This window comes from Stutzerimonas sp. NM35, from assembly GCF_054604355.1.
Genome location: NZ_CM137728.1, coordinates 346,777 through 373,304, shown reverse-complemented (window position 1 = coordinate 373,304; position 26,528 = coordinate 346,777). Strand labels below are relative to the sequence as shown.

Sequence of the window (26,528 nt, the reverse complement as noted above, 5' to 3'; positions counted from 1 at the left end):
GCTTTGCGAGCGATGCGTCTTTTCGGTTTGTTTGTCGACTTCAACCGTCTGACACGCAAACATCAAATTGTTTGGGTGTTATATGGTCAAGCCTCACGGGCAATTAGTATGGGTTAGCTCAACGCCTCACAGCGCTTACACACCCCACCTATCAACGTCGTAGTCTTCGACGGCCCTTCAGGGAGCTCAAGGCTCCAGTGAGATCTCATCTTGAGGCAAGTTTCCCGCTTAGATGCTTTCAGCGGTTATCTCTTCCGAACATAGCTACCCGGCAATGCCACTGGCGTGACAACCGGAACACCAGAGGTTCGTCCACTCCGGTCCTCTCGTACTAGGAGCAGCCCCTCTCAAATCTCAAACGTCCACGGCAGATAGGGACCGAACTGTCTCACGACGTTCTAAACCCAGCTCGCGTACCACTTTAAATGGCGAACAGCCATACCCTTGGGACCGGCTTCAGCCCCAGGATGTGATGAGCCGACATCGAGGTGCCAAACACCGCCGTCGATATGAACTCTTGGGCGGTATCAGCCTGTTATCCCCGGAGTACCTTTTATCCGTTGAGCGATGGCCCTTCCATACAGAACCACCGGATCACTAAGACCTACTTTCGTACCTGCTCGACGTGTCTGTCTCGCAGTCAAGCGCGCTTTTGCCTTTATACTCTACGACCGATTTCCGACCGGTCTGAGCGCACCTTCGTACTCCTCCGTTACTCTTTAGGAGGAGACCGCCCCAGTCAAACTACCCACCATACACTGTCCTCGATCCGGATAACGGACCAGAGTTAGAACCTCAAAGTTGCCAGGGTGGTATTTCAAGGATGGCTCCACGCGAACTGGCGTCCACGCTTCAAAGCCTCCCACCTATCCTACACAAGCAAATTCAAAGTCCAGTGCAAAGCTATAGTAAAGGTTCACGGGGTCTTTCCGTCTAGCCGCGGATACACTGCATCTTCACAGCGATTTCAATTTCACTGAGTCTCGGGTGGAGACAGCGCCGCCATCGTTACGCCATTCGTGCAGGTCGGAACTTACCCGACAAGGAATTTCGCTACCTTAGGACCGTTATAGTTACGGCCGCCGTTTACCGGGGCTTCGATCAAGAGCTTCGCTTGCGCTAACCCCATCAATTAACCTTCCGGCACCGGGCAGGCGTCACACCCTATACGTCCACTTTCGTGTTTGCAGAGTGCTGTGTTTTTAATAAACAGTCGCAGCGGCCTGGTATCTTCGACCGGCATGGGCTTACGCAGTAAATGCTTCACCCTCACCGGCGCACCTTCTCCCGAAGTTACGGTGCCATTTTGCCTAGTTCCTTCACCCGAGTTCTCTCAAGCGCCTTGGTATTCTCTACCCAACCACCTGTGTCGGTTTGGGGTACGGTTCCTGATTACCTGAAGCTTAGAGGCTTTTCCTGGAAGCATGGCATCAACCACTTCGCTTTCTAAAAGAAAGCTCGTCATCAGTTCTCGGCATTAAGATCCCGGATTTACCTAAGATCTCTGCCTACCACCTTAAACTTGGACAACCAACGCCAAGCTGGCCTAGCCTTCTCCGTCCCCCCATCGCAGTAACCAGAAGTACGGGAATATTAACCCGTTTCCCATCGACTACGCTCTTCAGCCTCGCCTTAGGGACCGACTCACCCTGCGTCGATTAACGTTGCGCAGGAACCCTTGGTCTTTCGGCGTGCGAGTTTTTCACTCGCATTGTCGTTACTCATGTCAGCATTCGCACTTCTGATACCTCCAGCCAACTTCTCAATTGACCTTCACAGGCTTACAGAACGCTCCTCTACCGCTCATCTTACGATGAACCCGTAGCTTCGGTACCTGGTTTGAGCCCCGTTACATCTTCCGCGCAGGCCGACTCGACTAGTGAGCTATTACGCTTTCTTTAAAGGATGGCTGCTTCTAAGCCAACCTCCTAGCTGTCTGAGCCTTCCCACATCGTTTCCCACTTAACCAGGATTTTGGGACCTTAGCTGACGGTCTGGGTTGTTTCCCTTTTCACGACGGACGTTAGCACCCGCCGTGTGTCTCCCGTGCTGACACTTGCTGGTATTCGGAGTTTGCATCGGTTTGGTAAGTCGGGATGACCCCCTAGCCGAAACAGTGCTCTACCCCCAGCAGTGATACACGAGGCGCTACCTAAATAGCTTTCGAGGAGAACCAGCTATCTCCGAGCTTGATTAGCCTTTCACTCCGATCCACAGGTCATCCGCTAACTTTTCAACGGTAGTCGGTTCGGTCCTCCAGTCAGTGTTACCTAACCTTCAACCTGCCCATGGATAGATCGCCCGGTTTCGGGTCTATTCCCAGCGACTAGACGCCCTATTAAGACTCGCTTTCGCTACGCCTCCCCTATTCGGTTAAGCTCGCCACTGAAAATAAGTCGCTGACCCATTATACAAAAGGTACGCAGTCACCTAACAAAGTAGGCTCCCACTGCTTGTACGCATACGGTTTCAGGTTCTATTTCACTCCCCTCTCCGGGGTTCTTTTCGCCTTTCCCTCACGGTACTGGTTCACTATCGGTCAGTCAGTAGTATTTAGCCTTGGAGGATGGTCCCCCCATATTCAGACAAAGTTTCTCGTGCTCCGTCCTACTCGATTTCATGACTAAGAGATTTTCGCGTACAGGGCTATCACCCACTATGGCCGCACTTTCCAGAGCGTTCCGCTAATCTCAAAGCCACTTAAGGGCTAGTCCCCGTTCGCTCGCCACTACTAAGGGAATCTCGGTTGATTTCTTTTCCTCAGGGTACTTAGATGTTTCAGTTCCCCTGGTTCGCCTCACACACCTATGGATTCAGTGTGTGATAACCATCTTATGATGGCTGGGTTCCCCCATTCAGAGATCTCCGGATCAAAGTCTGTTTGCCGACTCCCCGAAGCTTTTCGCAGGCTACCACGTCTTTCATCGCCTCTGACTGCCAAGGCATCCACCGTATGCGCTTCTTCACTTGACCATATAACCCCAAGCAATCTGGTTACTGTCTATAACGTGAAGACGACATTCGCCGAAAATCCGCATTTCGCTCTCTCGAGCAACTCGCAAATTTTACCTTAGCCTGAACAACCACCAGTGAAAATGATCACTCAGTCTATTTCTATCACATACCCAAATTTTTAAAGAACGATACTGGTAAAGACCAGAAATCAACATTCAACTGCCTACGCAGAAATGTTCATTTCTGAACTCTATCCCGACGAGTGGTGGTGGAGCCAAGCGGGATCGAACCGCTGACCTCCTGCGTGCAAGGCAGGCGCTCTCCCAGCTGAGCTATGGCCCCAATGTCTTGAAGCCTGCGCCCCACACAACATTGGTGGGTCTGGGCAGATTCGAACTGCCGACCTCACCCTTATCAGGGGTGCGCTCTAACCAACTGAGCTACAGACCCAATCGTCTTCGCAATGAATCAAGCAATTCGTGTGGGTACTTATGAAGAAGCTGATGTCTTCGATTAAGGAGGTGATCCAGCCGCAGGTTCCCCTACGGCTACCTTGTTACGACTTCACCCCAGTCATGAATCACTCCGTGGTAACCGTCCCCCCGAAGGTTAGACTAGCTACTTCTGGAGCAACCCACTCCCATGGTGTGACGGGCGGTGTGTACAAGGCCCGGGAACGTATTCACCGTGACATTCTGATTCACGATTACTAGCGATTCCGACTTCACGCAGTCGAGTTGCAGACTGCGATCCGGACTACGATCGGTTTTATGGGATTAGCTCCACCTCGCGGCTTGGCAACCCTTTGTACCGACCATTGTAGCACGTGTGTAGCCCAGGCCGTAAGGGCCATGATGACTTGACGTCATCCCCACCTTCCTCCGGTTTGTCACCGGCAGTCTCCTTAGAGTGCCCACCTTAACGTGCTGGTAACTAAGGACAAGGGTTGCGCTCGTTACGGGACTTAACCCAACATCTCACGACACGAGCTGACGACAGCCATGCAGCACCTGTGTCAGAGTTCCCGAAGGCACCTATCCATCTCTGGAAAGTTCTCTGCATGTCAAGGCCTGGTAAGGTTCTTCGCGTTGCTTCGAATTAAACCACATGCTCCACCGCTTGTGCGGGCCCCCGTCAATTCATTTGAGTTTTAACCTTGCGGCCGTACTCCCCAGGCGGTCAACTTAATGCGTTAGCTGCGCCACTAAGCTCTCAAGGAGCCCAACGGCTAGTTGACATCGTTTACGGCGTGGACTACCAGGGTATCTAATCCTGTTTGCTCCCCACGCTTTCGCACCTCAGTGTCAGTATTAGCCCAGGTGGTCGCCTTCGCCACTGGTGTTCCTTCCTATATCTACGCATTTCACCGCTACACAGGAAATTCCACCACCCTCTGCCATACTCTAGCTTGCCAGTTTTGAAAGCAGTTCCCAGGTTGAGCCCGGGGCTTTCACTTCCAACTTAACAAACCACCTACGCGCGCTTTACGCCCAGTAATTCCGATTAACGCTTGCACCCTTCGTATTACCGCGGCTGCTGGCACGAAGTTAGCCGGTGCTTATTCTGTCGGTAACGTCAAAACAGCAAGGTATTAACTTACTGCCCTTCCTCCCAACTTAAAGTGCTTTACAATCCGAAGACCTTCTTCACACACGCGGCATGGCTGGATCAGGCTTTCGCCCATTGTCCAATATTCCCCACTGCTGCCTCCCGTAGGAGTCTGGACCGTGTCTCAGTTCCAGTGTGACTGATCATCCTCTCAGACCAGTTACGGATCGCAGCCTTGGTGAGCCTTTACCTCACCAACAAGCTAATCCGACCTAGGCTCATCTGATAGCGCAAGGCCCGAAGGTCCCCTGCTTTCTCCCGTAGGACGTATGCGGTATTAGCGCCCGTTTCCGGACGTTATCCCCCACTACCAGGCAGATTCCTAGGCATTACTCACCCGTCCGCCGCTAAATCAGGGAGCAAGCTCCCCTCATCCGCTCGACTTGCATGTGTTAGGCCTGCCGCCAGCGTTCAATCTGAGCCATGATCAAACTCTTCAGTTCAATACTGCTTGGGTTTTGAGAAAACCCTAAACTTGGCTCAGCAATCGCAATCTCTTCTTAAGCAAACTCAAGAAGAGCACTCAATGATTTCTCGTTGAGTACATTGTGATGCTGATAATCTTGCTGACTACCAGTCTTATCTCACAAGCACCCACACGAATTGCTTGATTCAGTTGTTAAAGAGCGTTTCGATCAAGCCTTTCGTCTCAACCGAGGCCGCGCATTCTACAGCAGCCTTGTATCTCGTCAAGCTGTTTTTGAAGAATTTTTCTTTCTTCTCAACCGCTTATGCTGTCGATCAACCTAGCGCCTCTCGTCAGCGGGAGGCGAATTCTACAGCGTTCAAAACCGCTGTCAACCACCTCTTTCAACCGCTTGCGATCGAACCGACCGAAGCACCAACAGGACTCAACCACCGCCCTGTCAGCCCGGCGCATTCTACTTGAATTTGCCGTCCGTGCAAGCCCTTATTTTTAGCTAACTTCTTGATTTACAAGAGGTTTTACCAAGGGCCTGCGCCGGAGAAGGTGCGCATTATAGGCCCACAGAACGAGCCGTCAACGAGTTTTTGAGGATTTATTCCGCCAGCAGCGAAATGCAGCTGAAGCCTCGCCATATCAAGACATTCAGACGCGCTTCATCACTGTCGCACATTGTGCATTGCGCTAAGCTCGGTATATGAACTACCTCGCGCATCTTCATCTGGGCGGTCCTCAGCCCGCCGACATGCTCGGCAGCCTTTACGGGGACTTCGTCAAAGGCCCACTGGATGGCCGCTGGCCCGCCGGCATTGAAGCCGGCATTCGGCTACATCGCCAGATCGACGCCTATACCGACAGCCATCCACTGGTGCTCCAGGCGAAGCAGCGCTTTCCCAAAGAGCGGCGGCGCTATGCAGGGATACTGATCGACCTGTTCTTCGACCACTGCCTGGCAACGCACTGGCATGAATATGCTGACGAACCATTGCAGCACTTCACTGCTCGCGTCTATCAGGCGCTGCACGAAGAAGAAACCAGGCTGCCCGGCAAGCTCGCGTTGATAGCGCCGCGCATGGCAGCCCAGGACTGGCTGGGCAGCTACCGAAACTTCTCGGTGATGGAGCAGGTTGTAGCGGCCATGAGTCGCCGACTGTCCCGCCCGGAAGGCCTTGCCGGAGGGGCCATTGAGCTGGAGCGTCTGTACGCCCCCCTCCAGCAGGATTTCCACGATTTCTATCCGCAGCTGCAGGCCTTCGCCAAGCGCAGCAACGCCGCCCCCCCCCTGATGCCTCCAACCGACCCGAGCACTATATATAAAGGAAACCCTCAGCCACGCAGCGCCGCTACGAAGCGCTCCAGCCAGGGCTCGGCGTCGTTTTCAGGGGTCACCGTTTCACTCGCATCAAGACGCAGCATTTCCACCACTTCTCGCACTCCGAGCTCAGCATAGAGCTCGCGAATCAACTCACCACCACCGCAGAAAGTAGCGCCGTAGCTGGCATCACCCAAGGCGATGACGCCGCCAGGCAAGCCTTGCCAGGCAGGGAATACATCGCGAATCGCCGAATACAGCGGCATGAAATTGTCCGGTAGCTCACCCATACCCGTAGTCGCCATCACCACCAACAATGCTTGCGGGGCGAATTCAATAATCTGCGACAGCTGCGCGCGCGGGTCATGCCAAGCCTCGAAGCCCTCAGCCTGCAGGCGGCTGGCGGCATGCCTGGCGACTTCTTCAGCCGTGCCGTAGACCGTACCGGAAAGAATGGCCACTTTCATAATCGACTCCATCGCAAATTGAAGCTGAACATTATGCCCCATTCGGCCACTCGTCCCCGAGCAGCCTGCCTACACCCGAGGTCGCGCCTTACAACAAGCACGACAACTGCGGAACCAACCTATGCAGAGGATGTCGCACTTGCATCCTGCTCATGGTTCCTGTCATTCGAGTCATCTGGCCAGGATAAGCAGACTCAACCTACCGCCTTGAAAAGGACTGAAAAATGGCGGAAAAGACCACCCTTACCCGCACGGAACTAGCCTACATCAATAGGCTTATCAGTAATTCTCGTGCCGAATCGGAGGACACCCAATCAGGTTTCCGTATCGACGGCGGCGAGCACGCCAATGGCTTGTTGCTGCAACTGGCAGCGAAAGCCAGCTTGACGCTGGAAGCGGAACTGGATGAATACAGCATGACCTTCCCGCTACGACTGGATGAAGACGAGCTTCACGGCATCCAGTTACAGCTGGCACCACCGACCATCTACGAGCGCGGCCCCGTACTGAGAGCCTGGCGTCTGCAGCTGGAGGAGCCCCTTGCGCTACTCTCTGATGACGGCAACGAAACTGCACTGAGCGTACATGAGCTATCCCCCCACGGCCTGCTGGTCGATACCGGCTCGCAAAAGAAAGCACCCAAGCATCTTCACTTGCACCTGGCACTACCAGGCGAAGACCCGCTCAAGATCGACGCTCATCAGGTCCGCAACGCCGCAGACGGGATGACTGTCTACGAGGTCGAATATGAGAACAAGGATGCCGAGCGCATTCGCTCCTATTTATATGAACAGCACCAGCGCCTGCATCCCGAACTACAGCAGGAACTCCCAGTTGAAAGCTCCGACTAAAAAACGACAGTGCAGGCTGGTGTAAGCTGACCAGCATTCGCGCCGTGTTGCGAGCGCGCCTTAGCCATCAGCCCAGTCGTGAACATGTCCCAGACCAAGCCCCCAATCCTGATTACTGGAGCCAGCCAGCGTATAGGCCTGCATTGCGCCGAACGCCTGCTCGATGAAGGTCAACCGGTAATCGTCAGTTATCGCACTCATCGCCCAAGCCTGGAGCGACTACAGGAACGCGGTGCCGTGACGCTACAGGCGGATTTTTCCGGCACCGACCACATCCATGCCTTTATCGCCACACTGAAGCAACAAACCTCCTCGTTGCGCGCCATCATCCACAACGCTTCCGAGTGGCACGCCGAAACACCGGGACGAGAAGCCGAAGTGTTTCAGCGAATGTTCGAAGTACACATGCTTGCGCCTTACCTGATCAACCTGCACTGCGCCGAGCTGCTACAACAGGGCGGCCCGGCGGACATCATCCACATCGGTGACGATGTCACACGCCGCGGCAGCAAAAAGCACATCGCCTACGCCGCCAGCAAAGCCGGGCTGGACAACCTCACCCTGTCCTTCGCGAGCAGCCTGGCGCCTGCTATAAAGGTCAACGCAATAGCGCCGGCGCTGATACAGTTCAACCCCGACGATGACGAGGAGTATCGACGCAAGGCATTGGCCAAATCCACGCTGGGCATTGAACCCGGCGCTGAAGTGATCTACCAGAGCCTGCGCTATCTGTTGGACAACCCCTACGTCACCGGCACGACACTAAGCGTCAACGGTGGACGCCACCTGATCTGATCTCAAAGGACAACCATGGCCCGACTGGAACCTTCGATGGCGCGCATTCGCGTCAAGGACCTGAGACTGCGCACCTTCATCGGTATCAAGGAAGAGGAAATCCTCAACAAGCAGGATGTACTGATCAACCTGACGATGCTCTACCCGGCGGCCAATGCCGTGCGCGACAACGACATCGAACATGCCCTGAACTACCGCACCATCACCAAGGCTGTCATCCAGCACGTCGAAGACAATCGCTTCGCCCTGCTCGAACGGCTCACCCAGGAAATTCTCAACCTGATCATGCAGCATCAGCAGGTGCGCTACGCCGAAGTCGAAGTCGACAAGCCGCACGCCCTGCGCTTCGCCGAATCGGTATCGATCACCCTGGCGGCGCACCGCGACTGAGCGATGGTTGCCCGCGACTCATGATTCCGTCCCCACTCGCAACACCGAGACCCAAGACATGACTGAACAAGAACGCACCGAACTCGAAGCCGCTGCCTTCCGCCGCCTGGTCCAGCACCTGCGCAGCCGTCCGGATGCGCAGAATATAGAATTGATGAACCTGGCCGGTTTCTGCCGCAACTGCCTGTCGAAATGGTACAAGGCCGCCGCAGACGATCTGGACATCGACGTCAGCATGGATCAGGCGCGTGAAGAGATATACGGAATGCCCTACGCCGAATGGAAACAGCGCTACCAGAGGGAAGCGACACCCGAGCAACAGGCCGCATTCGACAAAGGCCAGAAACCATGAGCGATCTTCGCGAATTTCGCGCCAGTCTGGGCAGGCCCGTTCACGCCTTCAGTGACACACTGGCTTTCATCGCCGACACCTACGATTACCGGCCATGCCGCTTCTCCAACGGCAACCTGGAAAATGCTGCTGGCGAGAATGAAGGCTCGTGCAGGGTTCTGGGCCTGGCTGTGCTGGAAGGCTTCACTACCGAGGAAGCACTGCTGGCGTTTGGCGAGCATTACCGGACAGTGCTGGCCAACCCTGACGGAACGGATCACCGCAATATTCGTGCGCTGATGCAAACCGGCCTGTCAGGCGTGCGCTTTGAACAGCAACCGCTGACGCACAAGGCAGAATAAAAAAGGGCCATCCAGCACTTTGGGGGAAGGCTTGGAAGCGGATGGCCCTGGGAAATCTTCGCACCAGTCTGCCGACTACTGCCAATAAAGGCCATTGAGCAATCGGCATGGATATCATAGCCAAAAACTATGAGTGATGATTTTTACGCTTCCCGCCTCTTCACATTCGGAGCTTCACAATGCCCATCGCTGCCCTGTCCGGCCCGCAGTACCTGCGCGAGGGCCTGAAACTGATCCTCAGCCCAGGACTGCGACTGTTCGTGATCCTGCCGCTGACAGTGAATCTGCTTGTGTTCATCGGCCTCATCTACCTGGCCGTGCGCCAGTTCGGCAACTGGGTGGATGCCTTCATGCCCAGCCTGCCCGAGTGGCTGATGTTTCTCGAATACATTCTCTGGCCGCTGTTCGTGGCTCTGGTCGTGCTGATGGTGTTCTTTACCTTCACCCTGCTGGCCAACATCATTGCCGCGCCATTCAACGGTTTTCTCGCCGAGAAGGTCGAAATGGTCGCACGCGGTGAGGACAGCTCGCCGCCCTTCAGTTGGTCCGAGCTGCTGGCCATGCTGCCACGCACCATCGGTCGCGAAGCGCGCAAACTGGCTTACTTCGCACCACGGGCGCTGGCGCTGCTGGTCCTGTCCTTCATCCCGCTCGCCAATCTGGCTGCCGCGCCACTGTGGCTGCTGTTCGGCATATGGATGATGGCGGTGCAGTACATCGACTACCCGGCGGACAATAACAAGATGAGCTGGAGCGAGATGATGACCTGGCTGCGTGGGCGGCGCTGGAAAAGCCTGAGTTTCGGCGCGGCAACCTATGCCGCTCTGCTGGTACCGGTGCTCAATCTGCTGATCATGCCGGCAGCCGTGGCCGGCGCGACGCTGTTCTGGGTGCGCGAAGGGGGCAAGGGCCAGCCTGTCGTACGCCCATGAACTGCTGGCGGGGCAGGTGTCTAGATCAGGACACCCCAAGCTCAGGAGACTCGCAATGACGCTTTCTGCCCTGGCCATCAACTGCACACTCAAGGCATCCCCGGAAGAATCCTCCTGCGATCTACTGCTATCCCAGGTCCTGCACGAGCTAAAGGCGTTCGGCGTAGGCTGTGAACAGTTGCGAGCGGTGGACTTCGATATCAAACCGGGCGTGACATCCGACGAAGGCCCCGGCGACGACTGGCCCATGATTCGTCAGAAGATACTGGCCGCAGACATTCTTGTACTGGGTACTCCCATCTGGCTGGGCCATCCATCCAGTATCTGCCAGCGCGTGCTGGAGCGCCTCGATGCGTTCCTCAGCGAAACGGACGACCAGCAGCGGATGGTTTCCTATGGTCGAGTCGCCTGTGTCGCTGTCGTGGGCAACGAGGATGGCGCCCATCACGTGGTCGCCGAGCTGTATCAAGGCCTGAACGACGTAGGCTTCAGCATCCCCGCCAATGGCTGCACCTACTGGGTAGGTCAGGCGATGGGTTCAACGGACTACAAGGATGCCGAGCCCAGCGAGAAGACTGCCAACGCCACGGCGATGCTCACTCGCAACGCCGTGCATCTGGCAAAGCTGCTCAAGCGGTCCGGCTATCCCGGCACCCCGGGGTAAGCGCCGGGACGCGCACTTAACCCGCGAGCGCGCCTTCAATGGCCTGGATCAGCTGCGGATCTTCTGGCGTGGTACGTGGCGAAAAGCGGGCCAGTACACGACCGTCCTTGCCGACGAGAAATTTCTCAAAATTCCAGCTGATATCACCCGGAAAATCCGCACCCTCGCCTGCCAGCAGGCGATACAACGGATGACGTTGCGGCCCGTTGACCTCAAGCTTGCCGCTCAGGGGAAAGCTGATGCCATAGGTCTCGGAGCAGAACTGCAGAATCGCAGCATCACTGCCCGGCTCCTGCGCGCCAAACTGATTGCAGGGAATGCCAAGCACGCCGAAACCACGCTCCTGATAGCGCTCATGCAGCTCCTGCAATCCCGCATATTGCGGAGTCAGTCCGCACTCGGAGGCTACATTGACCACCAGAGTCAACTGCTCTTTCAGCGGGGCAAGAGGCAGCTCTTGACCATCGAGGCCAGGCAGAACCAGTTCGTGGAACGCGCTCATTTTTTCTCTTCTCCAGAAGATACAAAAGCGCTCCGACAAAACCGAAGCGCTTTCAGGGTCCGGTCGAACTTCAGCAGAACTCCGACCGCTCACCTCGCTGGGTGCGGATCAGTGTTGATGGCCACCTTCGCCGTGGATGTGACCGTGGGCGACTTCTTCTTCGCTGGCATCACGCACGCTAACGATCTTGACCTCGAAATTGAGGCGCTGACCGGCGAGCGGGTGGTTGCCATCGACGATCACGTCATCGCCTTCCACATCGCGAATGGTGACGATCTGCATGCCGCCGTCCGGGCCGGATGCATGGAACTGCATGCCGACTTCCAATTCATCGACACCTTCGAACATGGCGCGGTTGAGGGTGGCAACCAGCTCCGGGCTGTATTCGCCGTAGGCATCTTGCGGCTCGATGGCGACCTTGACCTCATCACCACCCTGTTTGCCTTCGAGGGCTTTTTCCAGACCGGCAATGATGTTGCCTGCACCGTGCAGGTAGACCAGCGGCGCGCCGCCGGCCGAGCTGTCGATCACCTCACCGGCGTCATTGGTGAGGGTGTAGTCGATTGACACAGCCTTGTTAGCGGCAATCTGCATGAGGCGAAACCTTTTGCTGGGGAATGTGGGTCGAAAGTTTAACCGCGGGCGCTGACGATTGCGAATCAGCCCCTGATAAACGGACCAGTCCAAAGCTTCGAATGAAGCGATGTAGTCCTGCCTCGGACGGTGCTACATACAACCTTTGGAGAGCATCCATTTCCACACCAGCTGTGCAAGAATCAGGGGTGAAATGATAGGCGACCCCCTATTCCAACAATTACTAAGCATAAAAAAAGGAGCACCGATGTCGGCTCGTAACATCCTTGTGATCAACTGTGGCAGCTCGTCGATGAAGTTTGCGCTGGTCAACGAAGAGCAAGCCACATTCCCTCTGCAAGGCCTGGCCGAGCGACTCGGCAGCCCCGAAGCGGTGCTTCACTGGCAACTGGGTGACAACAAGCAGAGTCTGCAAATTGCCGGTACCGATCATCACGCGGCACTGCAGCATGTTCTGCCGATGGCGCAGGATGCCGCGGGCGGCAGGCTCGACGCCATCGGCCACCGTGTAGTGCATGGCGGCGAGCACTTCACCGGTTCCTGCCTGATCAACGAGGAAGTCCTGCAGGCCATCCGCGACAACGCACAATTGGCCCCGCTGCACAATCCGGCCAACCTCGTCGGCATCAACGCCACCCTCGACCTGTTCCCTGAACTGCCGCAGATCGCCGTTTTCGACACGGCCTTCCACCAGACCATGCCCGAACACGCCTACCGTTATGCCGTACCCGAGTTCCTCTACAAGGAACACAGCGTACGTCGCTACGGTTTCCACGGCACCAGCCACAACTACGTCAGCAAGCGCGCCGCCGAAATGACCCACCTACCGGTCGAAGACAGCTGCTGGCTGACCGCGCACCTGGGCAACGGCTGTTCCACCTGCGCCATCGTCAATGGCGAAAGCCGCGACACCAGCATGGGCATGACGCCGCTGGAAGGTCTGGTCATGGGTACACGCAGCGGTGATGTCGACCCGAACCTGCACAGCTACCTGAACCGTACCCTGGGCTGGAGCCTGGAGCAGATCGACCGCGCCCTCAACCACGACAGCGGCCTCAAGGGCCTGTCCGGTCTTTCCAACGACATGCGTACCCTTTACGAAGCGCGCGTTGCCGGTCACCCGGGCGCCAACCTGGCTTTTGAAGTGTTCTGCTACCGCCTGGCCAAGTCCCTGGCGGCCATGGCCTGCGCCCTGCCGAAGCTCGACGGCCTGATCTTCACCGGTGGCATTGGCGAAAACTCGGTCGCTGTGCGCGAACGCACCCTGGAACACCTCAAACTGTTCAACTTCAAGCTCGACAAGGCCGCCAACGAGCGCTGCACCCGTGGTGTCGGCGGCGAAATCCAGGCTGAAGGCAGCCCGCGCGTGCTGGTAGTACCGACCAACGAGGAGCGCCAGATCGCCCTGGAGTCACTCGAACTGCTCGACGTCTGACTGCTCGACGCCTGAAGAACCGTGTAGGCACGCGTGACGCAAACCCGACGCTCATCAAGGACGTCGGGTTTTGTTCTGTTCACCCTGGCCATCGCCCGAACCCTCTGTTTGACAGGAGACTCCCATGCATACGCTATTTCTCGCCCCCTGCGGTTTCGGCGGCGGCCTCAACTCCATCAGCCTTGGCCTGATTCGCGCCCTTGAGCGCGCAGGACTGAAAGTCGGCTTCTTCAAGCCGATTGCCCAGCCCTTCCCCGGCGACCAGGACCGCGAGCGTTCCTGCCTGCTGGTCGAAAGCACACTGAACATCACCTCGCCCGCCCCTCTGCCGCTGGCGCAACTGGAGCGCCAACTGGCCAATGGCGAACTCGACCTGCTGCTCGAAGACGTGGTCAGCCGTTACCAGCAAGTCGCCGCCGGCAAGGACGTAGTGATCGTCGAAGGCATGGTGCCGACCCGCGATTCGGATTACACCGCACGCATCAACACCCAACTGGCCAAAAGCCTGGATGCTGAAGTGATCCTGGTCGCCGCCCAGGGCGGTGACGACCTCAAGCAACTGGCCGAACGCATCGAGATTCAGGCACAGATGTTCGGTGGCGCCAAGGACCCCAAGGTACTCGGCACCATCCTCAACAAGGTCAACAGCGAAGACGGCGTGCCCGCGTTCGTCGAGCGCATCAAGGCCCAGCTGCCACTGCTCGGCAGCGAGATTTTCCAGCTGCTCGGCGCCGTACCGTTCAATGCGGAGCTCAACGCCCTGCGTACCTGCGACATCGCCGCTGCCCTCGGTGCCCGCGTGCTGAGCGCTGGCGAGGCTGATCAGCGCCGTGTGCAGCAGATCATCCTGGCCGCCCGCACCGTCCCGAACATGGCGCACCTGCTGCAACCCGGCGTACTGGTGGTGACACCCGGCGACCGCGACGACGTCATTCTTGCCACCTGCCTGGCTTCGCTCAATGGCGTCAAGCTGGCCGGCCTGCTGCTGACTGGCGACCTCGGCCCGGACCAGCGCATTCTCGACCTGTGCAAGGCCGCGCTGGACAGTGGACTGCCGGTGTTGACCGTACAGACCGGCTCCTACGAGACCGCATCCAACCTGAACGGCCTGAACCGCGAAACGCCCGCCGACGATATCGAGCGCGCCACCCAGGTCACCGAGTTCATCGCCTCGCACCTGCAACCCGAGCTGCTCCACCCTCGCCTCAGCGTACCGCGTAGCGAACTGCGCCTGTCACCACCGGCGTTCCGCTACCAGCTGGTCAAGCGCGCCCAGGATGCCAACAAGCGCATCGTCCTGCCGGAAGGCAACGAGCCGCGCACCATCCGCGCCGCCGCCATCTGCCAGGAGCGTGGCATCGCCCGCTGCGTGCTGCTGGCCAAGCCGGAAGAAGTGCAGGCCGTGGCCCGCGAACAAGGCATTACCCTGCCGGGCGGCCTGGAAATTCTCGATCCGGAGGTGATCACCGAGCGCTATGTCGAGCCCATGTGCGAGATGCGCAAGGCCAAGGGCCTGACCCCGAACGACGCCCGTGAGCAACTCAAGGACACCGTGGTCCTCGGCACCATGATGCTCGCCCTGGATGAAGTGGACGGCCTGGTTTCCGGCGCCGTGCACACCACCGCCAACACCATCCGCCCGGCACTGCAGCTGATCAAGACCGCACCGGGTTACAGCCTGGTATCCTCGGTGTTCTTCATGCTGCTGCCCGATCAGGTACTGGTCTACGGTGACTGCGCGGTGAACCCGAACCCGAGTGCCTCCGAGCTGGCAGAAATTGCCCTGCAGAGTGCCGAGTCCGCCGTTGCCCTGGGCGTCAACCCGCGCGTGGCGATGATCAGCTACTCTACCGGCAGCTCCGGCGCTGGCGCCGAGGTGGAGAAGGTCACCGAAGCCACCCGCATCGCCCAGGAACGCGCGCCCGACCTGCCCATCGACGGTCCCCTGCAATACGACGCAGCCTCCGTGCTCAGCGTCGGCCAGCAAAAGGCCCCGAACAGCAAGGTTGCCGGCCAGGCCACCGTGTTCATCTTCCCCGACCTGAACACCGGCAACACCACCTACAAGGCCGTGCAGCGCAACGCCAATTGCCTCAGCGTCGGGCCGATGCTGCAAGGACTGGCCAAGCCGGTCAACGACCTCTCCCGTGGCGCCCTGGTCGATGACATCGTCTTCACCATCGCCCTCACCGCACTGCAGGCCGCCAACCAGAACGCCTGATCACCTCGCCATAACGCGCTCCCGGCCCGCCGTGACCGGGAGCGCGTGGCGCCCACCGCCTGATTCCCCGCTTGCAGTTCACCCGCCAATCATTACTCTTGCCGAAATTGAAGCACTGGCGAGCCAATCGATGCTGAGTTTTCTTCCTGCCCCGCTGCGAGGCGTTCTGGCCGGCCTACTGCTGGCGCTTAACACATTGTTCTGGTGCTGGCCGCTGTTCGCACTTTCGCTGCTCAAGCTGGCGCTGCCGATTCCCGGCATCCAGCGCGCACTGCGTTTCGGCATGCACTGGATCGCTGAATCCTGGATGGCGGTAAACGCCTTCTGGATGAACCTGGTACGGCTCACGCAATGGCACGTGCAGGGCCTGGAAAAGGTCGATATGCGTCATTCCTACCTGGTCACCAGCAATCATCAGAGCTGGGCCGACATCCTGATACTCCAGTACCAGCTCAACCGGCGCATGCCGATTCTCAAGTTCTTCCTCAAGCAGGAGCTGATCTGGGTGCCGGTGATCGGCCTGTGCTGGTGGGCGCTGGAGTTTCCCTTCATGAAGCGTTTCAGCAAAGAGTACCTGGCCAAATACCCGGAGAAGCGCGGCGAAGACCTGGCCACGACGCGCAAGGCCTGCGAGCGCTACCGGAGCAACCCGGTGTCGGTGTTCAACTTCCTGGAAGGCACGCGCTTCACGCCGGGCAAGCACGCCGAACAGGCTTCACCCTACCGCTATCTGCTCAAGCCCAGGGCCGGTGGCATAGCCTTCGTCATCGATGCGATGGGTGAGCAATTGAGTGCACTGATCGACATCACCATCCATTACCCGAACGGCAACCCCAGCTTCTGGGATCTGCTGTGCGGACGAGTCGACCAAGTGGTCCTGTGCATCGACTCGCGCCCCATACCGGTTGAATTCCTGCGCCACAGTTACGATCAGGACGAAGCGTATCGCTTGAGCTTTCAGCTGTGGGTCAATCAGCTCTGGAGCGAGAAGGATGCGCAGCTCGACAGGCTGCATCAGCAGTTTCCGCCGAGCTAGCCGCCCGGCTCTGCGTCCAGCCGCAACCAGTCGACTGTTCTCGGAAAGGCCTGTGCATCCTCGATCGCCAACCCTGGCGCCACCAGGAAGCCCTGCATGACCTGGCAGCCATGCGCAACCAGCCAGTCGCGCTGTGCCAGGGTTTCGACGCCTTCGGCGATCACTTCAAGTTCCAGGTTACGCCCCAGGTCGATGATGGTGCTGACCACTGCTGCGTCGCGCGGCGAATCGAGCATGTTGGCGATGAACAGTCGGTCGATCTTCAGCGTATCCAGCTCGAAATGACGCAGATAGGCCAGCGACGAATAGCCCGTGCCGAAATCGTCCACAGCCACTCGCACCCCCAGGTCCCGCAATTTGCGCAGCTTCTCGCAACTCTGATCAAGGTCCTGCATCAGTGCGCCCTCGGTGACTTCCAGCTCCAGCTGGCGTGGATCGAGCTGATACTCATCCAGCAGGCGACGCAGCTCATCGAGCAATCCGGCGCGTCCGAACTGCACCGGGCTGACATTGAAACTGAGCACCAGCTTCTGACCGAACCGCTCTCGCCAGTCACGGCAATGGGCCATACCTTCGCGCAGCGCCCATTGACCGACACGATCGATCAGCCGGGTTTCTTCCAGCAGCGGGATGAAAACATTCGGATCGACTTCCCCGCGCCCGGCGAAATCCCAGCGCAGCAAAGCCTCGAAACCACGCAGCTCACCCGTTTCGAGCACTACCTGTGGCTGATAGACCAGATCGAAACCATTGCGCTCGATGGTGCTGCGCAGGTTTTCCTCCATCATCAGACGCGCATGGGCACGCCCGTTCATCTCTGTGGAGAAGAAACGGTACTGCTGCCGCCCGGCACGCTTGGCCTCGTACATGGCCATATCCGCCGAGCGCAGCAACTCCTCCACGCTCTGCCCGCAATCGGGAAAATGAGCAATGCCGATGCTGGCGCCCAAGGTGACTTCAGTGCCATCGATGGTGTGCCGAACCGAAATGAGCTCGATGAGCTTTTCTGCCACCCTGGCGGCATCTTCCGGATGATCGAGCGAATCCAGCAACGCCGTGAACTCGTCACCACCCATGCGCGCGATGATGTCGTAGGGACGCATGCAGGTTTCCAGCAGCCGCGCCACACGGCAGAGAATCTCGTCGCCTGCGTCGTGCCCCAGGGAATCATTGATACGCTTGAAGCCATCGAGATCGATATAGAGGATGGCCATGCGTTTGCCGTTGCGGTCGACCCGCGCCAGCGCCGAATCCAGTGCCTGATGGAAACCGCGGCGGTTGAGCAGGCCGGTCAGTGAGTCGGTCACCGCCTGGGTTTCCAGCTGCACATGCAGATTGCGCACCACCGACATGTCCAAGGCGATCACTACCATCGAACGCTGCTGGCGTGGCAACGGCGACGTCGACAGCGCCACCGGCAAGGTGCCGCCACGGGCGGTATACAGTTGGGCTTCATGCAGACGATAGGTTTCGCCGTTGCGCCAATGCTTGTAGAAATCGCTGTCGCGCCAGGCATCGGGTATCTGCGGGGTGGCAAGGTGGTCCGCCAGCGCAGTGCCCTGCAAGCGCTCGACCTCCGTATGCAGCATCTGCGCGATAGCCGGGTTGGCGAAACTGATGTAACCATCCTCGCCGACCACGAGAATGCCTTCGGCGGCATTGTTCAGCACCGAGGCATTGAACGCGCGGGCGCTGTCGAGCTGCTGGCTCAGCAACTGCAGATTACGCCGATTGTGCTCGTGACTGAGCAGCGTGTTGATCTTGTGCTTGAGCACCTGGGGATCGAAGGGCTTGAGGATGAAATCCACCGCACCGGTCGCATAACCACGCAGGACCGACTCCCGGGTATGCGCGATGGCCGAAACGAAAATGATCGGCGTGTAGCGCGTATGCGGGTTACCGCGCATCAGGCGCGCCACCTCGAAACCGTCCATGCCCGGCATCTGCACGTCCAGCAGCACCAGCTCGACATCCAGATCGAGCAGGGCCTGCAGGGCCGCCTCGCCGGAATTGACTGTATGGACGGTCCAGTCGCCATCGCCCAGCAGGGCTTCCATCGCAACCAGATTCGCCTCGCGATCATCCACTACCAGCAGCGTGCGGGCCTCTGATTGCACCTTGGCTTGCGCCCACGGCATCACTTGTACTCCCGGCACGGCATGCGCCTGCTTCCAGCTTCAGCAACATGGGCAACCACACCAGACAGACTTGAGGGATGCATTGGACGACTCTCCTTATTGTGAGCCTGGCAAGGCTGCGGCGCTTCCCAGGCAGCGCCGCAGCAGCATGGCCAGCGCAGCACCTTCGACCGGCTTGCACAGCCAGTCGTCCGCGCCCGCGGCAAGACCCGACTCGCGCTCGGCGGGCGCGGCACTGGCCGTCAGCGCGACAATAGGCACCTGACAACCATAGTCGTTTCTCAGCTGTCGAATCAGCGCGACACCATCATCATTCGGCAATTGCAGGTCCACCAGCGCCAGGTCGAAGGCATCTTCATCGAAACGTTTGAGCGCCTCGGTTGCCGTCGTGGCTGGCACCACCTGCAGCCCCTGCTCATCGAGCAGGGCACTGATGGCGTAGATGGATCGTACCTCGGGCACCACCAGCAATACCCGCTGGCCCAGCATCGGGTGTTCCTGTTCGTTTATCGTTACCACCGCAGAGGGGGCTGCAACAGGTTTCAATGCATCATCCATGTGCTCAAGTCCTTCCGTTTTTGACAACGCAACCGATGTATAGCGCCGGAGTCGTTGGAGGTTTTTTTGCGAGAGAGGTTCATCGCTGGTCAGCACCACGCGCACCTCATCGAGTGAGCGCAAGCGGTCGAGCGCCTCAAGCAGATCCAGCCCATTTTCATTGGGCAGGTCGAAATCAATGACCAGTACAACGAAGGAATGTTCGGCATAGGCCAGCCGTGCCTCTTCGCTGCGCCGGCACTCGATCACGCGATAGCCCAGACTCTCGAAATGATTGCGCAGTTGCCGGCGCCGTTCAGTATCGGTCTCGAGCAGCAACAGCCGCGCTGGATTGACCTCCTGCAGCGCCAGTTCGATGAATAGCCGCTCCAGCTCCGACTGCACCACCGGCTTGAGTAGCCAGCGTGAGTCGTCATCCATCCACTCCAGCGGCTGCGCCACGGAGGAAATGATGTAAACCGGCATGCCCTGATGGCGGCCATCGGCACGCAGCATGCGGTGGACCTGCCAACCACTCATGTCTGGCAGCAGCATGTCGAGGATGACTGCCGCGAACCGATCCCGTTCGAGCGCCGCCAGGCCGTCCTTTCCCGTCGCGCAACTGACGCTGGAAAAGCCGTGGGCCAACCCGACTTCGGAGATTGTAGAGGCAAGCTCGACATCATCCTCGATGATCAGCACATTGGCACCCCGTCCGCGACCGGACGATGTCGGCAGTGTCCGGGGTTCGCTCGCAGCCGCCGGCCCTGCCGGTAAATCTACGGTGAAACAGGCGCCGTTGCCCTGGGTGCTTTCAAGCCTGATTTCCCCCCCAAGCACTTCGGTCAACTGGCGTGCGATGGCCAACCCCAGCCCCGTTCCGCCATATTGCCGACTGATGGAACCATCGATCTGCTGAAAGGCCATGAAGATGCGTTCATGCTGATCCTCGGCGATGCCGATACCGGTATCCCGGACCTGAATACGCAACACTTCGCCCCTGGTATCCGCGGCCCTGTAGCTGACGTGAATCTCGACCGAACCCTGCTCGGTGAACTTCAGGGCATTGGTGACCAGATTGCGCAGGATCTGCTGCAGGCGCTGACGGTCACTGATCACCGAAGCCGGCACATCCGCATCGATGCGCGTACTCAGGAGCAGGTTCTTCTGCTCCGCCATGGGCGCAAGCGCGCTGGTCAGCTCCGTCAGCAGCCCGGCCAGATCCAGCGGTTCCTGCCTGATCTGCATGTGCCCGCTCTCGATCCTGGCCAGATCGAGCACATCATTGATCAGTTGCAGCAGATCCTGCCCGGCGCGATGAATGATGTCGGCATGCCGAACCTGCTTTTCCGTAAGGTTGTTGGCCGCGTTCTGCCTGAGCTGGTCGCTGAGGATCAGGATGCTATTGAGCGGCGTACGCAACTCATGGGACATGTTGGCGAGGAATTCGGACTTGTAACGGTTGGCCACCATCAACTCATCGGCCTGATCACGCAAACGCCGCTCAGCCGCCTTGCGCCGGCTGATATCAGTCACCACGGCCTGCACCAGCAACTCTTCACCACTGCGCAGAGGCGACAGGCCCACTTCCACAGGCACCAGATGGCCGTCGCGGTGACAGCCGAACAGTTCACGGTTGTCACCCAATCGGAGCGATTCGGGCTCCTGCATGAAGCGGTGACGCACCTCCAGATAGGTTTTCTGCATCGACTCGGGGATCAGCACCTCGACGGGCTGCCCGACCAGTTCCTGCCGGTCGTAACCGAACAGCAGTTCGGTCTGGCGATTGACCATGACGATCCTGCCCTCGTGATCGAACAGCAGAAAGGCATTCGGCGAGGCTTCGACCACATTGCGGAAGCGCTCCTCATCACGCTTGCGTGGCTGCAGATCGACCAGATTGAGCAGATGGTGGATGCCATCGTCACGGCTGAAGCTGGTCAGGCTCAGGGAAACCGGAATCGTGCTGCCATCTTCGCGCAACGCCGGACTTTCCTGCTGACTGCCTTCGAGCCGCTGCTCGCGTGACGGTTCTTCCAGCGCGCCAGGCACGTAACGGTTGAGCCGCTCGCCGGCAAGCAGGCCCACTGTACTGCCCAGCAGCGTCGCGGCACTCTGGTTGGCCAGCTCGATGCGCCCCCGGGAATTGCACAGCAGGGTTGCCACCGGCAACTGCTCGATAAGCTGGCGAAACCGCGCCTCGCGCTCCTGCAGTTGCGCACCGAGCGCCTGACTGCTGCGCAGCGCGCGCTCGCGCAGAAAGAGATAACCACCGACCAGCAGCGAGAACAGCACCGCAGCCGTCAAGGCGGTCGCCAGACTGAAAGCCCGCCCCGTGCGACTCAGGATCGCCTCGTACTCCGGCGTACTGGCGGCCTCCAGCTGCCAGCTGCGACCGTACATATAGAGGTTGCGGGTGCGATGAAAGCCCGCATCGGCACTGACCGGTGCGCGTCCCACCAGCAAGGGCACCTCCGGCTCCGCGGCATCGAACAGCTGGAGCTGGAACAAGCGGCTGCGCGAGCCCAGCACGCCTTCCATCAGGTCCGTAAGCCTGAAGGCGCCGTGCAAGGTACCGGCAAAGGCGCTTTGGCGCTCATCGAGCGTGGTGACGGGCGCTCCCGCCCGGTACAGCGGCAGGTACAGGAGGATTCCCACCTGGGTGTTCTGCTCGGTTTCCTGTTTGAGACGCAGAGGCCCGGTCATCATGGGCGTGCCGATATTGCGCGCGGCCAGGATAGCCTCCCGCCGCGTCTCTTCGCTGAGCATGTCATAGCCCAGCACGCGGCGATTGCGCCAGTCGAGCGGGTGTATGTAATCGGTGATCAGGTATTCGTCGCGCTCGCCGGGCGGGTACATGCGAAAATCGCTACGACCATTGGCGATTATCCGCGCGAGAACGCCGTCCAATTCGGTAGCACGCGCATAGCGTGCGAGTGCGACCGCCTGGATACCGGGATAGAAATCCTGCAACTGCAACTGGTCCGAGGCACGGTTCCAGTCGGCCAGAGACACCTCCTCGCTGCCCACGAAAAGGCCTGCCAGCCCACGCAGCACCATCTCATAGGCCCGCATGCGCTCGCGCAAGGTGCTCTCGATATCATTGACAGCCAGGTTGAATCGCTGTGCCTGCTCGGCATGTATGCGCGCTTCCTGAACATGCCATTGCCAGCCGATCCATCCGCCCAGCCCGGCCATCAGCGCGGACGTCACCAACAACGGCAACCAAGGCTTGCGAGAATGGAGAGCGGACCGACTATCCATTCGACCTCCTCAGTGCCATGGCTCGCTGTCACGAGCTTCAGAGTCACGGGGAGTCGATAGGTTCCATGCCCGAAAGGAAAAGCTGGAAAAATGACGCCAGTTTATCGGCGCAGGCGAGCCCGTTGTGGGCCACGCCTGCTATCACAGCCTCAGAGCGGTCGCAGATTGATCTCGACGCGACGATTCTGTGCACGTCCGGCAGCGCTGTCGTTGCTGGCGACCGGCTGGCTCGGACCCGCCCCCCAGGAGGAGATACGCGAAGGCGCAACACCGTTGCCTTCAAGGTAGGCGGCGACACTGCGCGCACGGCGGTTCGACAGGTCCTGGTTGAGCTGCAGCGAGCCGGTGCTGTCGGTATGCCCCACGATATCGATGCCGTTCTTGTTGAACTCCTTGAATACCAGCACCAGCGAATTTAGCGTCGGATAGAAGCTGCTGGAGATATCCGCCGAGCTGCTGGCGAAGGTGATGTTGCCGGGCATGATCAGGGTCAGGTTGTCGCCCTCGCGCTGAACCTGAACGCCGGTGCCCTGCAGGGTCTGGCGCAGCTTGGCCTCCTGGGTATCGACGTAATAACCGTAGCCGCCGCCGGCTGCGCCACCGACTGCCGCACCGATCAGCGCGCCCTTGGCGCGGTCCTTCTTGCTCGACGTGGCAGCACCGATCACGGCACCGCTGACTGCACCTACACCACCGTAGATGCCAGCCTTGCCCGCTTCGCGCTCGCCCGTATAGGGATTGTTCGTACAGCCGGCCAGCAGTGCAAGGGAGGCGGCGAATGCGGTCAATTTCAGCATTTTCATGGGAGTACTTCCTTCATCTCGTCAATGACCCGATGGCCACCCGGCCTTGCGCAGGCAGCCTTGAACAGGCCGTAGATTAGCATCGACCAGGCACAGAAATGGGAGCGGAAGGGCAAAAGCCTGCCAACACAAGCCACAGATCCAGCGCAAACCCTTGCTTAGCCTTGACGGCTCTTGGAAGAGGTTTGCCATCAGCCCATCTCACTGACCACCAGTCGCACGCCGAGGCCGATCAGTACCGCACCCGTCAACCAGTCGAACCAATGTCCCATCCGGCCAAACCCTGCCCGCACGCGCTCACGGCTGAACAACCAGGCCAGCAGACAGAACCACGCGCCGGTGGCGAATGCCAGATAGAGCCCATACCCAGCCTGAACGGCGAGCGGGGTATGGGGGTCGATAACCACAGTGAACAAGGATAGAAAGAACAGCGTCGCCTTGGGATTCAGGCCATTGGTGACAAAACCGATGGTAAAGGCACGCCTGCGCGACAGCGGCTCGCCCGGCCCGGTCACCGAAATATCGCCGACCTTCGCCGGGCGCGTACGCAGCGCCTGAAACCCGAGGTAAAACAGATAGCCCGCCGCCAACCACTTGAAGAGGTTGAACAGCAGGATCGACTGCGAGACGATCAGGCCTATCCCGAGCAGCGAATAGCTTACGTGCAGCCCAATACCGCAGCCCACACCGAGGGCCGTCCAGCTGCCGCTACGCTGGCCACGGGTTACGCTTTCACGCACCACCACCGCAAAATCCGGCCCGGGGCTGGCCACGGCAAGCAAATGCACCAGGGCCACAGTGAGAAATTCCATCCAGTACATGCATTGACTCCATCATTCGAACATCAGCTGCTGATTAATTCAGGTACGACCCCATGAGCAACCGCCGCGCCGTATTCCTCGACCTCGCCCCGCTCGATCAGGGCGATCTTGATCTGAGCCCATTGCAATCGTCCGTCGATGAGCTGATCTGCCATACCCGGACCGACGAGACGCAGATCATCGAGCGTCTGCAGGGCGCACAGGTCGCCATCGTCAACAAACTCGCGCTGGGCGATGCCGTCTTCAGCGCCTGCCCGGAGCTGAAGCTGATCCTGGTGGCCGCCACCGGCCTCAACAATATCGACCTCGCCGCCGCCCGGCAGCATGGCATCGCCGTCTGCAACTGCCAGGCCTATGGTACCGCCACCGTCGCCCAGCACACTCTGATGCTGCTGCTGGCTCTGGCCACGCGCCTGCCGGACTACCAGGGCGCGGTAGCCCGTGGTCGCTGGCAGGAAAGTGGGCAATTCTGCCTGCTGGACTTCCCCATCGTCGAGCTGGCCGGCAAGACGCTCGGCATTCTCGGTCATGGCGAGCTGGGCAGCGCAGTGGCCAGGCTGGCCGAATCCTTCGGCATGCAGGTGCTGACCGGCAACCTGCCTGGCCGCCCGCCTCGCCCCGAACGCCTCGCGCTGGACGAACTGCTGCCGCAGGTCGATGCGCTGACCCTGCACTGCCCGCTGACCGAACAGACACAAAACCTGATCGGCGCCCGCGAGCTGCAGCTGATGAAACCTTCGGCATTCATCATCAACACCGCACGCGGCGGCCTGATCGACGAACAGGCGCTGGCCGACACCTTGCGCCAGGGCCATCTGGGCGGCGCGGCCACCGACGTGCTGACCAGCGAGCCACCGAGCTACGACAATCCATTGCTGGCCGCCGACGTGCCGCGCCTGATCGTCACCCCGCACAGCGCCTGGGGCAGCCGTGAAGCCCGGCAGCGTATCGTCGGCCAGATGAGCGAGAACGCCGGGGCGTTCTTTGCCGGCGCGCCCAAGCGTCTGGTCAACTGACGACGCTTCTACAGTCCACCACAAGGCTGCTAAGCTCACCGGCTTTTCCCGGAGTCTTCATGGATCCCCGAAGCGAAGTACTGCTGCGCCAGGCCGAACTCTTCACTGGCGACCTGCTGCTGGCCGGGCTGCCGGCGGACGATCTGCTCGGCCAGCTCTCCGGAGCCAGCGGCTGGAGCTGGCACGCCGGCGATCATCAGGCGCTGCAGGCCCGCTTCGCCGGACGCTGCGCATTCGGCGTGCAGCCCCCGGCAGACAGCTTCGATACGGCGGTGCTGTTCCTGCCCAAGTCCCGCGAACTGACCGATTACCTTCTTAACGCGCTGGCCTCCAGGCTCGCCGGGCGCCTGCTGTATCTGGTCGGCGAGAAGCGCGCCGGCATCGAGCGCGCGGCAAAACAGCTGGCGCCGTTCGGCAAAGCACGCAAACTCGACAGCGCGCGGCATTGCCAGCTCTGGCAGGTTCGGGTGGAGCACAGCCCGCACCCCCCCGAACTCTCGACACTGGCCCAGCGTTTCAGCCTGGAACTGGCGGATGGCCCGCTGCAGGTCGTCAGCCTGCCCGGCGTGTTCAGCCATGGCCGGCTCGACCGCGGCACGCAGCTGCTGCTGGAGCATCTCGACGGTTTGCCGAGCGGTCGCCTGCTGGATTTCGGCTGCGGTGCCGGCGTCATCGGCGCATCACTGAAACGTCGTTACCCGGACAGCGAGGTACATCTGCTGGATGTCGATGCCTTCGCCGCCGAGAGCAGCCGTATGACCCTCGCCGCCAACGGACTGGAAGCTACCGTCATCAGCGGCGACGGCATCGATGCCGCCCCCCATGAATGCGCCGCGATCATCAGCAACCCGCCCTTCCATCAGGGTGTACACACCCATTACGCCGCCAGTGAAAACCTGCTGCAGCGCGCCGCCAGCCATCTGCGCCCCGGCGGCGAGCTGCGCCTGGTGGCCAACGCCTTCCTCAAGTACCCACCGCTGATCGAAGCGCACCTGGGCCGTTGCGAAACCCTGGCCTGCACCGACGGCTTTCGCATCTATCGCGCACAACGCAGCGGCTGAGCGACTTGC

20 protein-coding genes, 2 tRNA genes, 2 rRNA genes and 1 pseudogene are annotated in these 26,528 nt (G+C 59.5%); 14 read left to right on the top strand and 11 right to left on the bottom strand.

Features of this window, described 5'->3' with window-relative positions; translation table 11 throughout:
* Positions 1-82: 82 nt before the first annotated feature.
* The 4 genes from ACYCFC_RS01660 to ACYCFC_RS01645 form a co-directional block, all read right to left on the bottom strand.
* A 23S ribosomal RNA gene (locus tag ACYCFC_RS01660) occupies positions 83-2,973 on the bottom strand.
* 248 nt (positions 2,974-3,221) lie between these two features.
* Positions 3,222-3,297, bottom strand: a tRNA-Ala gene (locus tag ACYCFC_RS01655).
* Between the two features lie 31 nt (positions 3,298-3,328).
* A tRNA-Ile gene (locus tag ACYCFC_RS01650) sits at positions 3,329-3,405 on the bottom strand.
* 64 nt (positions 3,406-3,469) lie between these two features.
* A 16S ribosomal RNA gene (locus ACYCFC_RS01645) occupies positions 3,470-5,006 on the bottom strand.
* Together the 16S and 23S rRNA genes with 2 tRNA genes alongside form the textbook arrangement of a ribosomal RNA operon.
* Positions 5,007-5,170: 164 nt before the next feature.
* Here ACYCFC_RS01645 and ACYCFC_RS01640 point away from each other — a divergent pair.
* Positions 5,171-5,452 carry a hypothetical protein gene (locus ACYCFC_RS01640; protein WP_459652955.1) on the top strand — a complete coding sequence of 94 codons (282 nt, stop codon included), beginning with the start codon at positions 5,171-5,173 and terminating at the stop codon, positions 5,450-5,452.
* Positions 5,453-5,684: 232 nt separating this feature from the next.
* Positions 5,685-6,248, top strand: a pseudogene (locus ACYCFC_RS01635) (acyl carrier protein phosphodiesterase); the annotation flags it as partial.
* A 65-nt stretch (positions 6,249-6,313) separates the two neighbouring features.
* Here the strand turns inward: ACYCFC_RS01635 and ACYCFC_RS01630 are convergent.
* On the bottom strand, positions 6,314-6,766 hold the full coding sequence (locus ACYCFC_RS01630; RefSeq protein WP_459652954.1) for a flavodoxin: 453 nt from the start codon (positions 6,764-6,766) through the stop codon (positions 6,314-6,316).
* A 224-nt stretch (positions 6,767-6,990) separates the two neighbouring features.
* On the opposite strand from ACYCFC_RS01630, the gene ACYCFC_RS01625 reads away from it, so the two are divergent.
* The 7 genes from ACYCFC_RS01625 (at position 6,991) to ACYCFC_RS01595 (ending at position 11,091) form a co-directional block, all read left to right on the top strand.
* On the top strand, positions 6,991-7,617 hold the full coding sequence (locus tag ACYCFC_RS01625) for a PilZ domain-containing protein (protein ID WP_459652953.1): 627 nt from the start codon (positions 6,991-6,993) through the stop codon (positions 7,615-7,617).
* Positions 7,618-7,701: 84 nt separating this feature from the next.
* The gene (gene folM / locus ACYCFC_RS01620; RefSeq protein ID WP_459652952.1) at positions 7,702-8,412 is read left to right on the top strand and encodes a dihydromonapterin reductase; all 711 of its coding nucleotides are present in this window, start codon (positions 7,702-7,704) and stop codon (positions 8,410-8,412) included.
* A 15-nt stretch (positions 8,413-8,427) separates the two neighbouring features.
* Entirely contained in the window at positions 8,428-8,802 is a 375-nt protein-coding gene (gene folX, locus ACYCFC_RS01615; protein WP_459652951.1) for a dihydroneopterin triphosphate 2'-epimerase, read from the top strand.
* Positions 8,803-8,860: 58 nt separating this feature from the next.
* A complete protein-coding gene (locus tag ACYCFC_RS01610) occupies positions 8,861-9,154 on the top strand; it encodes a DUF1244 domain-containing protein (RefSeq protein WP_459652950.1) in 294 nt (97 codons plus the stop codon).
* Positions 9,151-9,495 carry a HopJ type III effector protein gene (locus ACYCFC_RS01605; protein WP_181086169.1) on the top strand — a complete coding sequence of 115 codons (345 nt, stop codon included), beginning with the start codon at positions 9,151-9,153 and terminating at the stop codon, positions 9,493-9,495. Before ACYCFC_RS01610 ends, ACYCFC_RS01605 begins: the two co-directional genes overlap by 4 nt.
* Positions 9,496-9,674: 179 nt before the next feature.
* A complete protein-coding gene (gene cysZ, locus ACYCFC_RS01600; protein ID WP_181086167.1) occupies positions 9,675-10,427 on the top strand; it encodes a sulfate transporter CysZ in 753 nt (250 codons plus the stop codon).
* Between the two features lie 55 nt (positions 10,428-10,482).
* Entirely contained in the window at positions 10,483-11,091 is a 609-nt protein-coding gene (locus ACYCFC_RS01595; RefSeq protein WP_459652949.1) for a flavodoxin family protein, read from the top strand.
* A 16-nt stretch (positions 11,092-11,107) separates the two neighbouring features.
* On the opposite strand, the gene ACYCFC_RS01590 is transcribed toward ACYCFC_RS01595, so the two are convergent.
* On the bottom strand, positions 11,108-11,593 hold the full coding sequence (locus tag ACYCFC_RS01590) for a glutathione peroxidase (RefSeq protein WP_181086163.1): 486 nt from the start codon (positions 11,591-11,593) through the stop codon (positions 11,108-11,110).
* A 108-nt stretch (positions 11,594-11,701) separates the two neighbouring features.
* Positions 11,702-12,187 carry an FKBP-type peptidyl-prolyl cis-trans isomerase gene (locus ACYCFC_RS01585; RefSeq protein ID WP_181086161.1) on the bottom strand — a complete coding sequence of 162 codons (486 nt, stop codon included), beginning with the start codon at positions 12,185-12,187 and terminating at the stop codon, positions 11,702-11,704.
* Positions 12,188-12,434: 247 nt separating this feature from the next.
* On the opposite strand from ACYCFC_RS01585, the gene ACYCFC_RS01580 reads away from it, so the two are divergent.
* The 3 genes from ACYCFC_RS01580 (at position 12,435) to ACYCFC_RS01570 (ending at position 16,879) form a co-directional block, all read left to right on the top strand.
* On the top strand, positions 12,435-13,622 hold the full coding sequence (locus ACYCFC_RS01580; RefSeq protein ID WP_459652948.1) for an acetate kinase: 1,188 nt from the start codon (positions 12,435-12,437) through the stop codon (positions 13,620-13,622).
* A 124-nt stretch (positions 13,623-13,746) separates the two neighbouring features.
* The gene (pta, locus tag ACYCFC_RS01575) at positions 13,747-15,843 is read left to right on the top strand and encodes a phosphate acetyltransferase (protein WP_459652947.1); all 2,097 of its coding nucleotides are present in this window, start codon (positions 13,747-13,749) and stop codon (positions 15,841-15,843) included.
* Between the two features lie 130 nt (positions 15,844-15,973).
* Entirely contained in the window at positions 15,974-16,879 is a 906-nt protein-coding gene (locus ACYCFC_RS01570; protein WP_459652946.1) for an acyltransferase, read from the top strand.
* On the opposite strand, the gene ACYCFC_RS01565 is transcribed toward ACYCFC_RS01570, so the two are convergent.
* From ACYCFC_RS01565 to ACYCFC_RS01550, 4 genes are all read right to left on the bottom strand, one after another.
* Complete coding sequence (locus tag ACYCFC_RS01565) at positions 16,876-19,017, bottom strand: putative bifunctional diguanylate cyclase/phosphodiesterase (protein ID WP_459652945.1); 2,142 nt, start codon at positions 19,015-19,017, stop codon at positions 16,876-16,878. The genes ACYCFC_RS01570 and ACYCFC_RS01565 overlap by 4 nt on opposite strands.
* Positions 19,018-19,113: 96 nt before the next feature.
* On the bottom strand, positions 19,114-22,818 hold the full coding sequence (locus ACYCFC_RS01560; protein WP_181086151.1) for a CHASE domain-containing protein: 3,705 nt from the start codon (positions 22,816-22,818) through the stop codon (positions 19,114-19,116).
* A 149-nt stretch (positions 22,819-22,967) separates the two neighbouring features.
* The gene (locus ACYCFC_RS01555) at positions 22,968-23,621 is read right to left on the bottom strand and encodes an OmpA family protein (RefSeq protein ID WP_181086149.1); all 654 of its coding nucleotides are present in this window, start codon (positions 23,619-23,621) and stop codon (positions 22,968-22,970) included.
* A gap of 191 nt (positions 23,622-23,812) precedes the next feature.
* The gene (locus ACYCFC_RS01550) at positions 23,813-24,442 is read right to left on the bottom strand and encodes a LysE family translocator (RefSeq protein ID WP_459652944.1); all 630 of its coding nucleotides are present in this window, start codon (positions 24,440-24,442) and stop codon (positions 23,813-23,815) included.
* Positions 24,443-24,495: 53 nt separating this feature from the next.
* Here ACYCFC_RS01550 and ACYCFC_RS01545 point away from each other — a divergent pair, with 53 nt between their 5' ends.
* Positions 24,496-25,458: a 2-hydroxyacid dehydrogenase gene (locus ACYCFC_RS01545; RefSeq protein ID WP_459652943.1), complete on the top strand. Its 963-nt coding sequence runs from the start codon at positions 24,496-24,498 to the stop codon at positions 25,456-25,458.
* Between the two features lie 59 nt (positions 25,459-25,517).
* Positions 25,518-26,519 (top strand): methyltransferase, encoded by a 1,002-nt coding sequence (locus ACYCFC_RS01540; protein WP_459652942.1) that lies wholly within the window; start codon positions 25,518-25,520, stop codon positions 26,517-26,519.
* Positions 26,520-26,528: the final 9 nt, after the last annotated feature.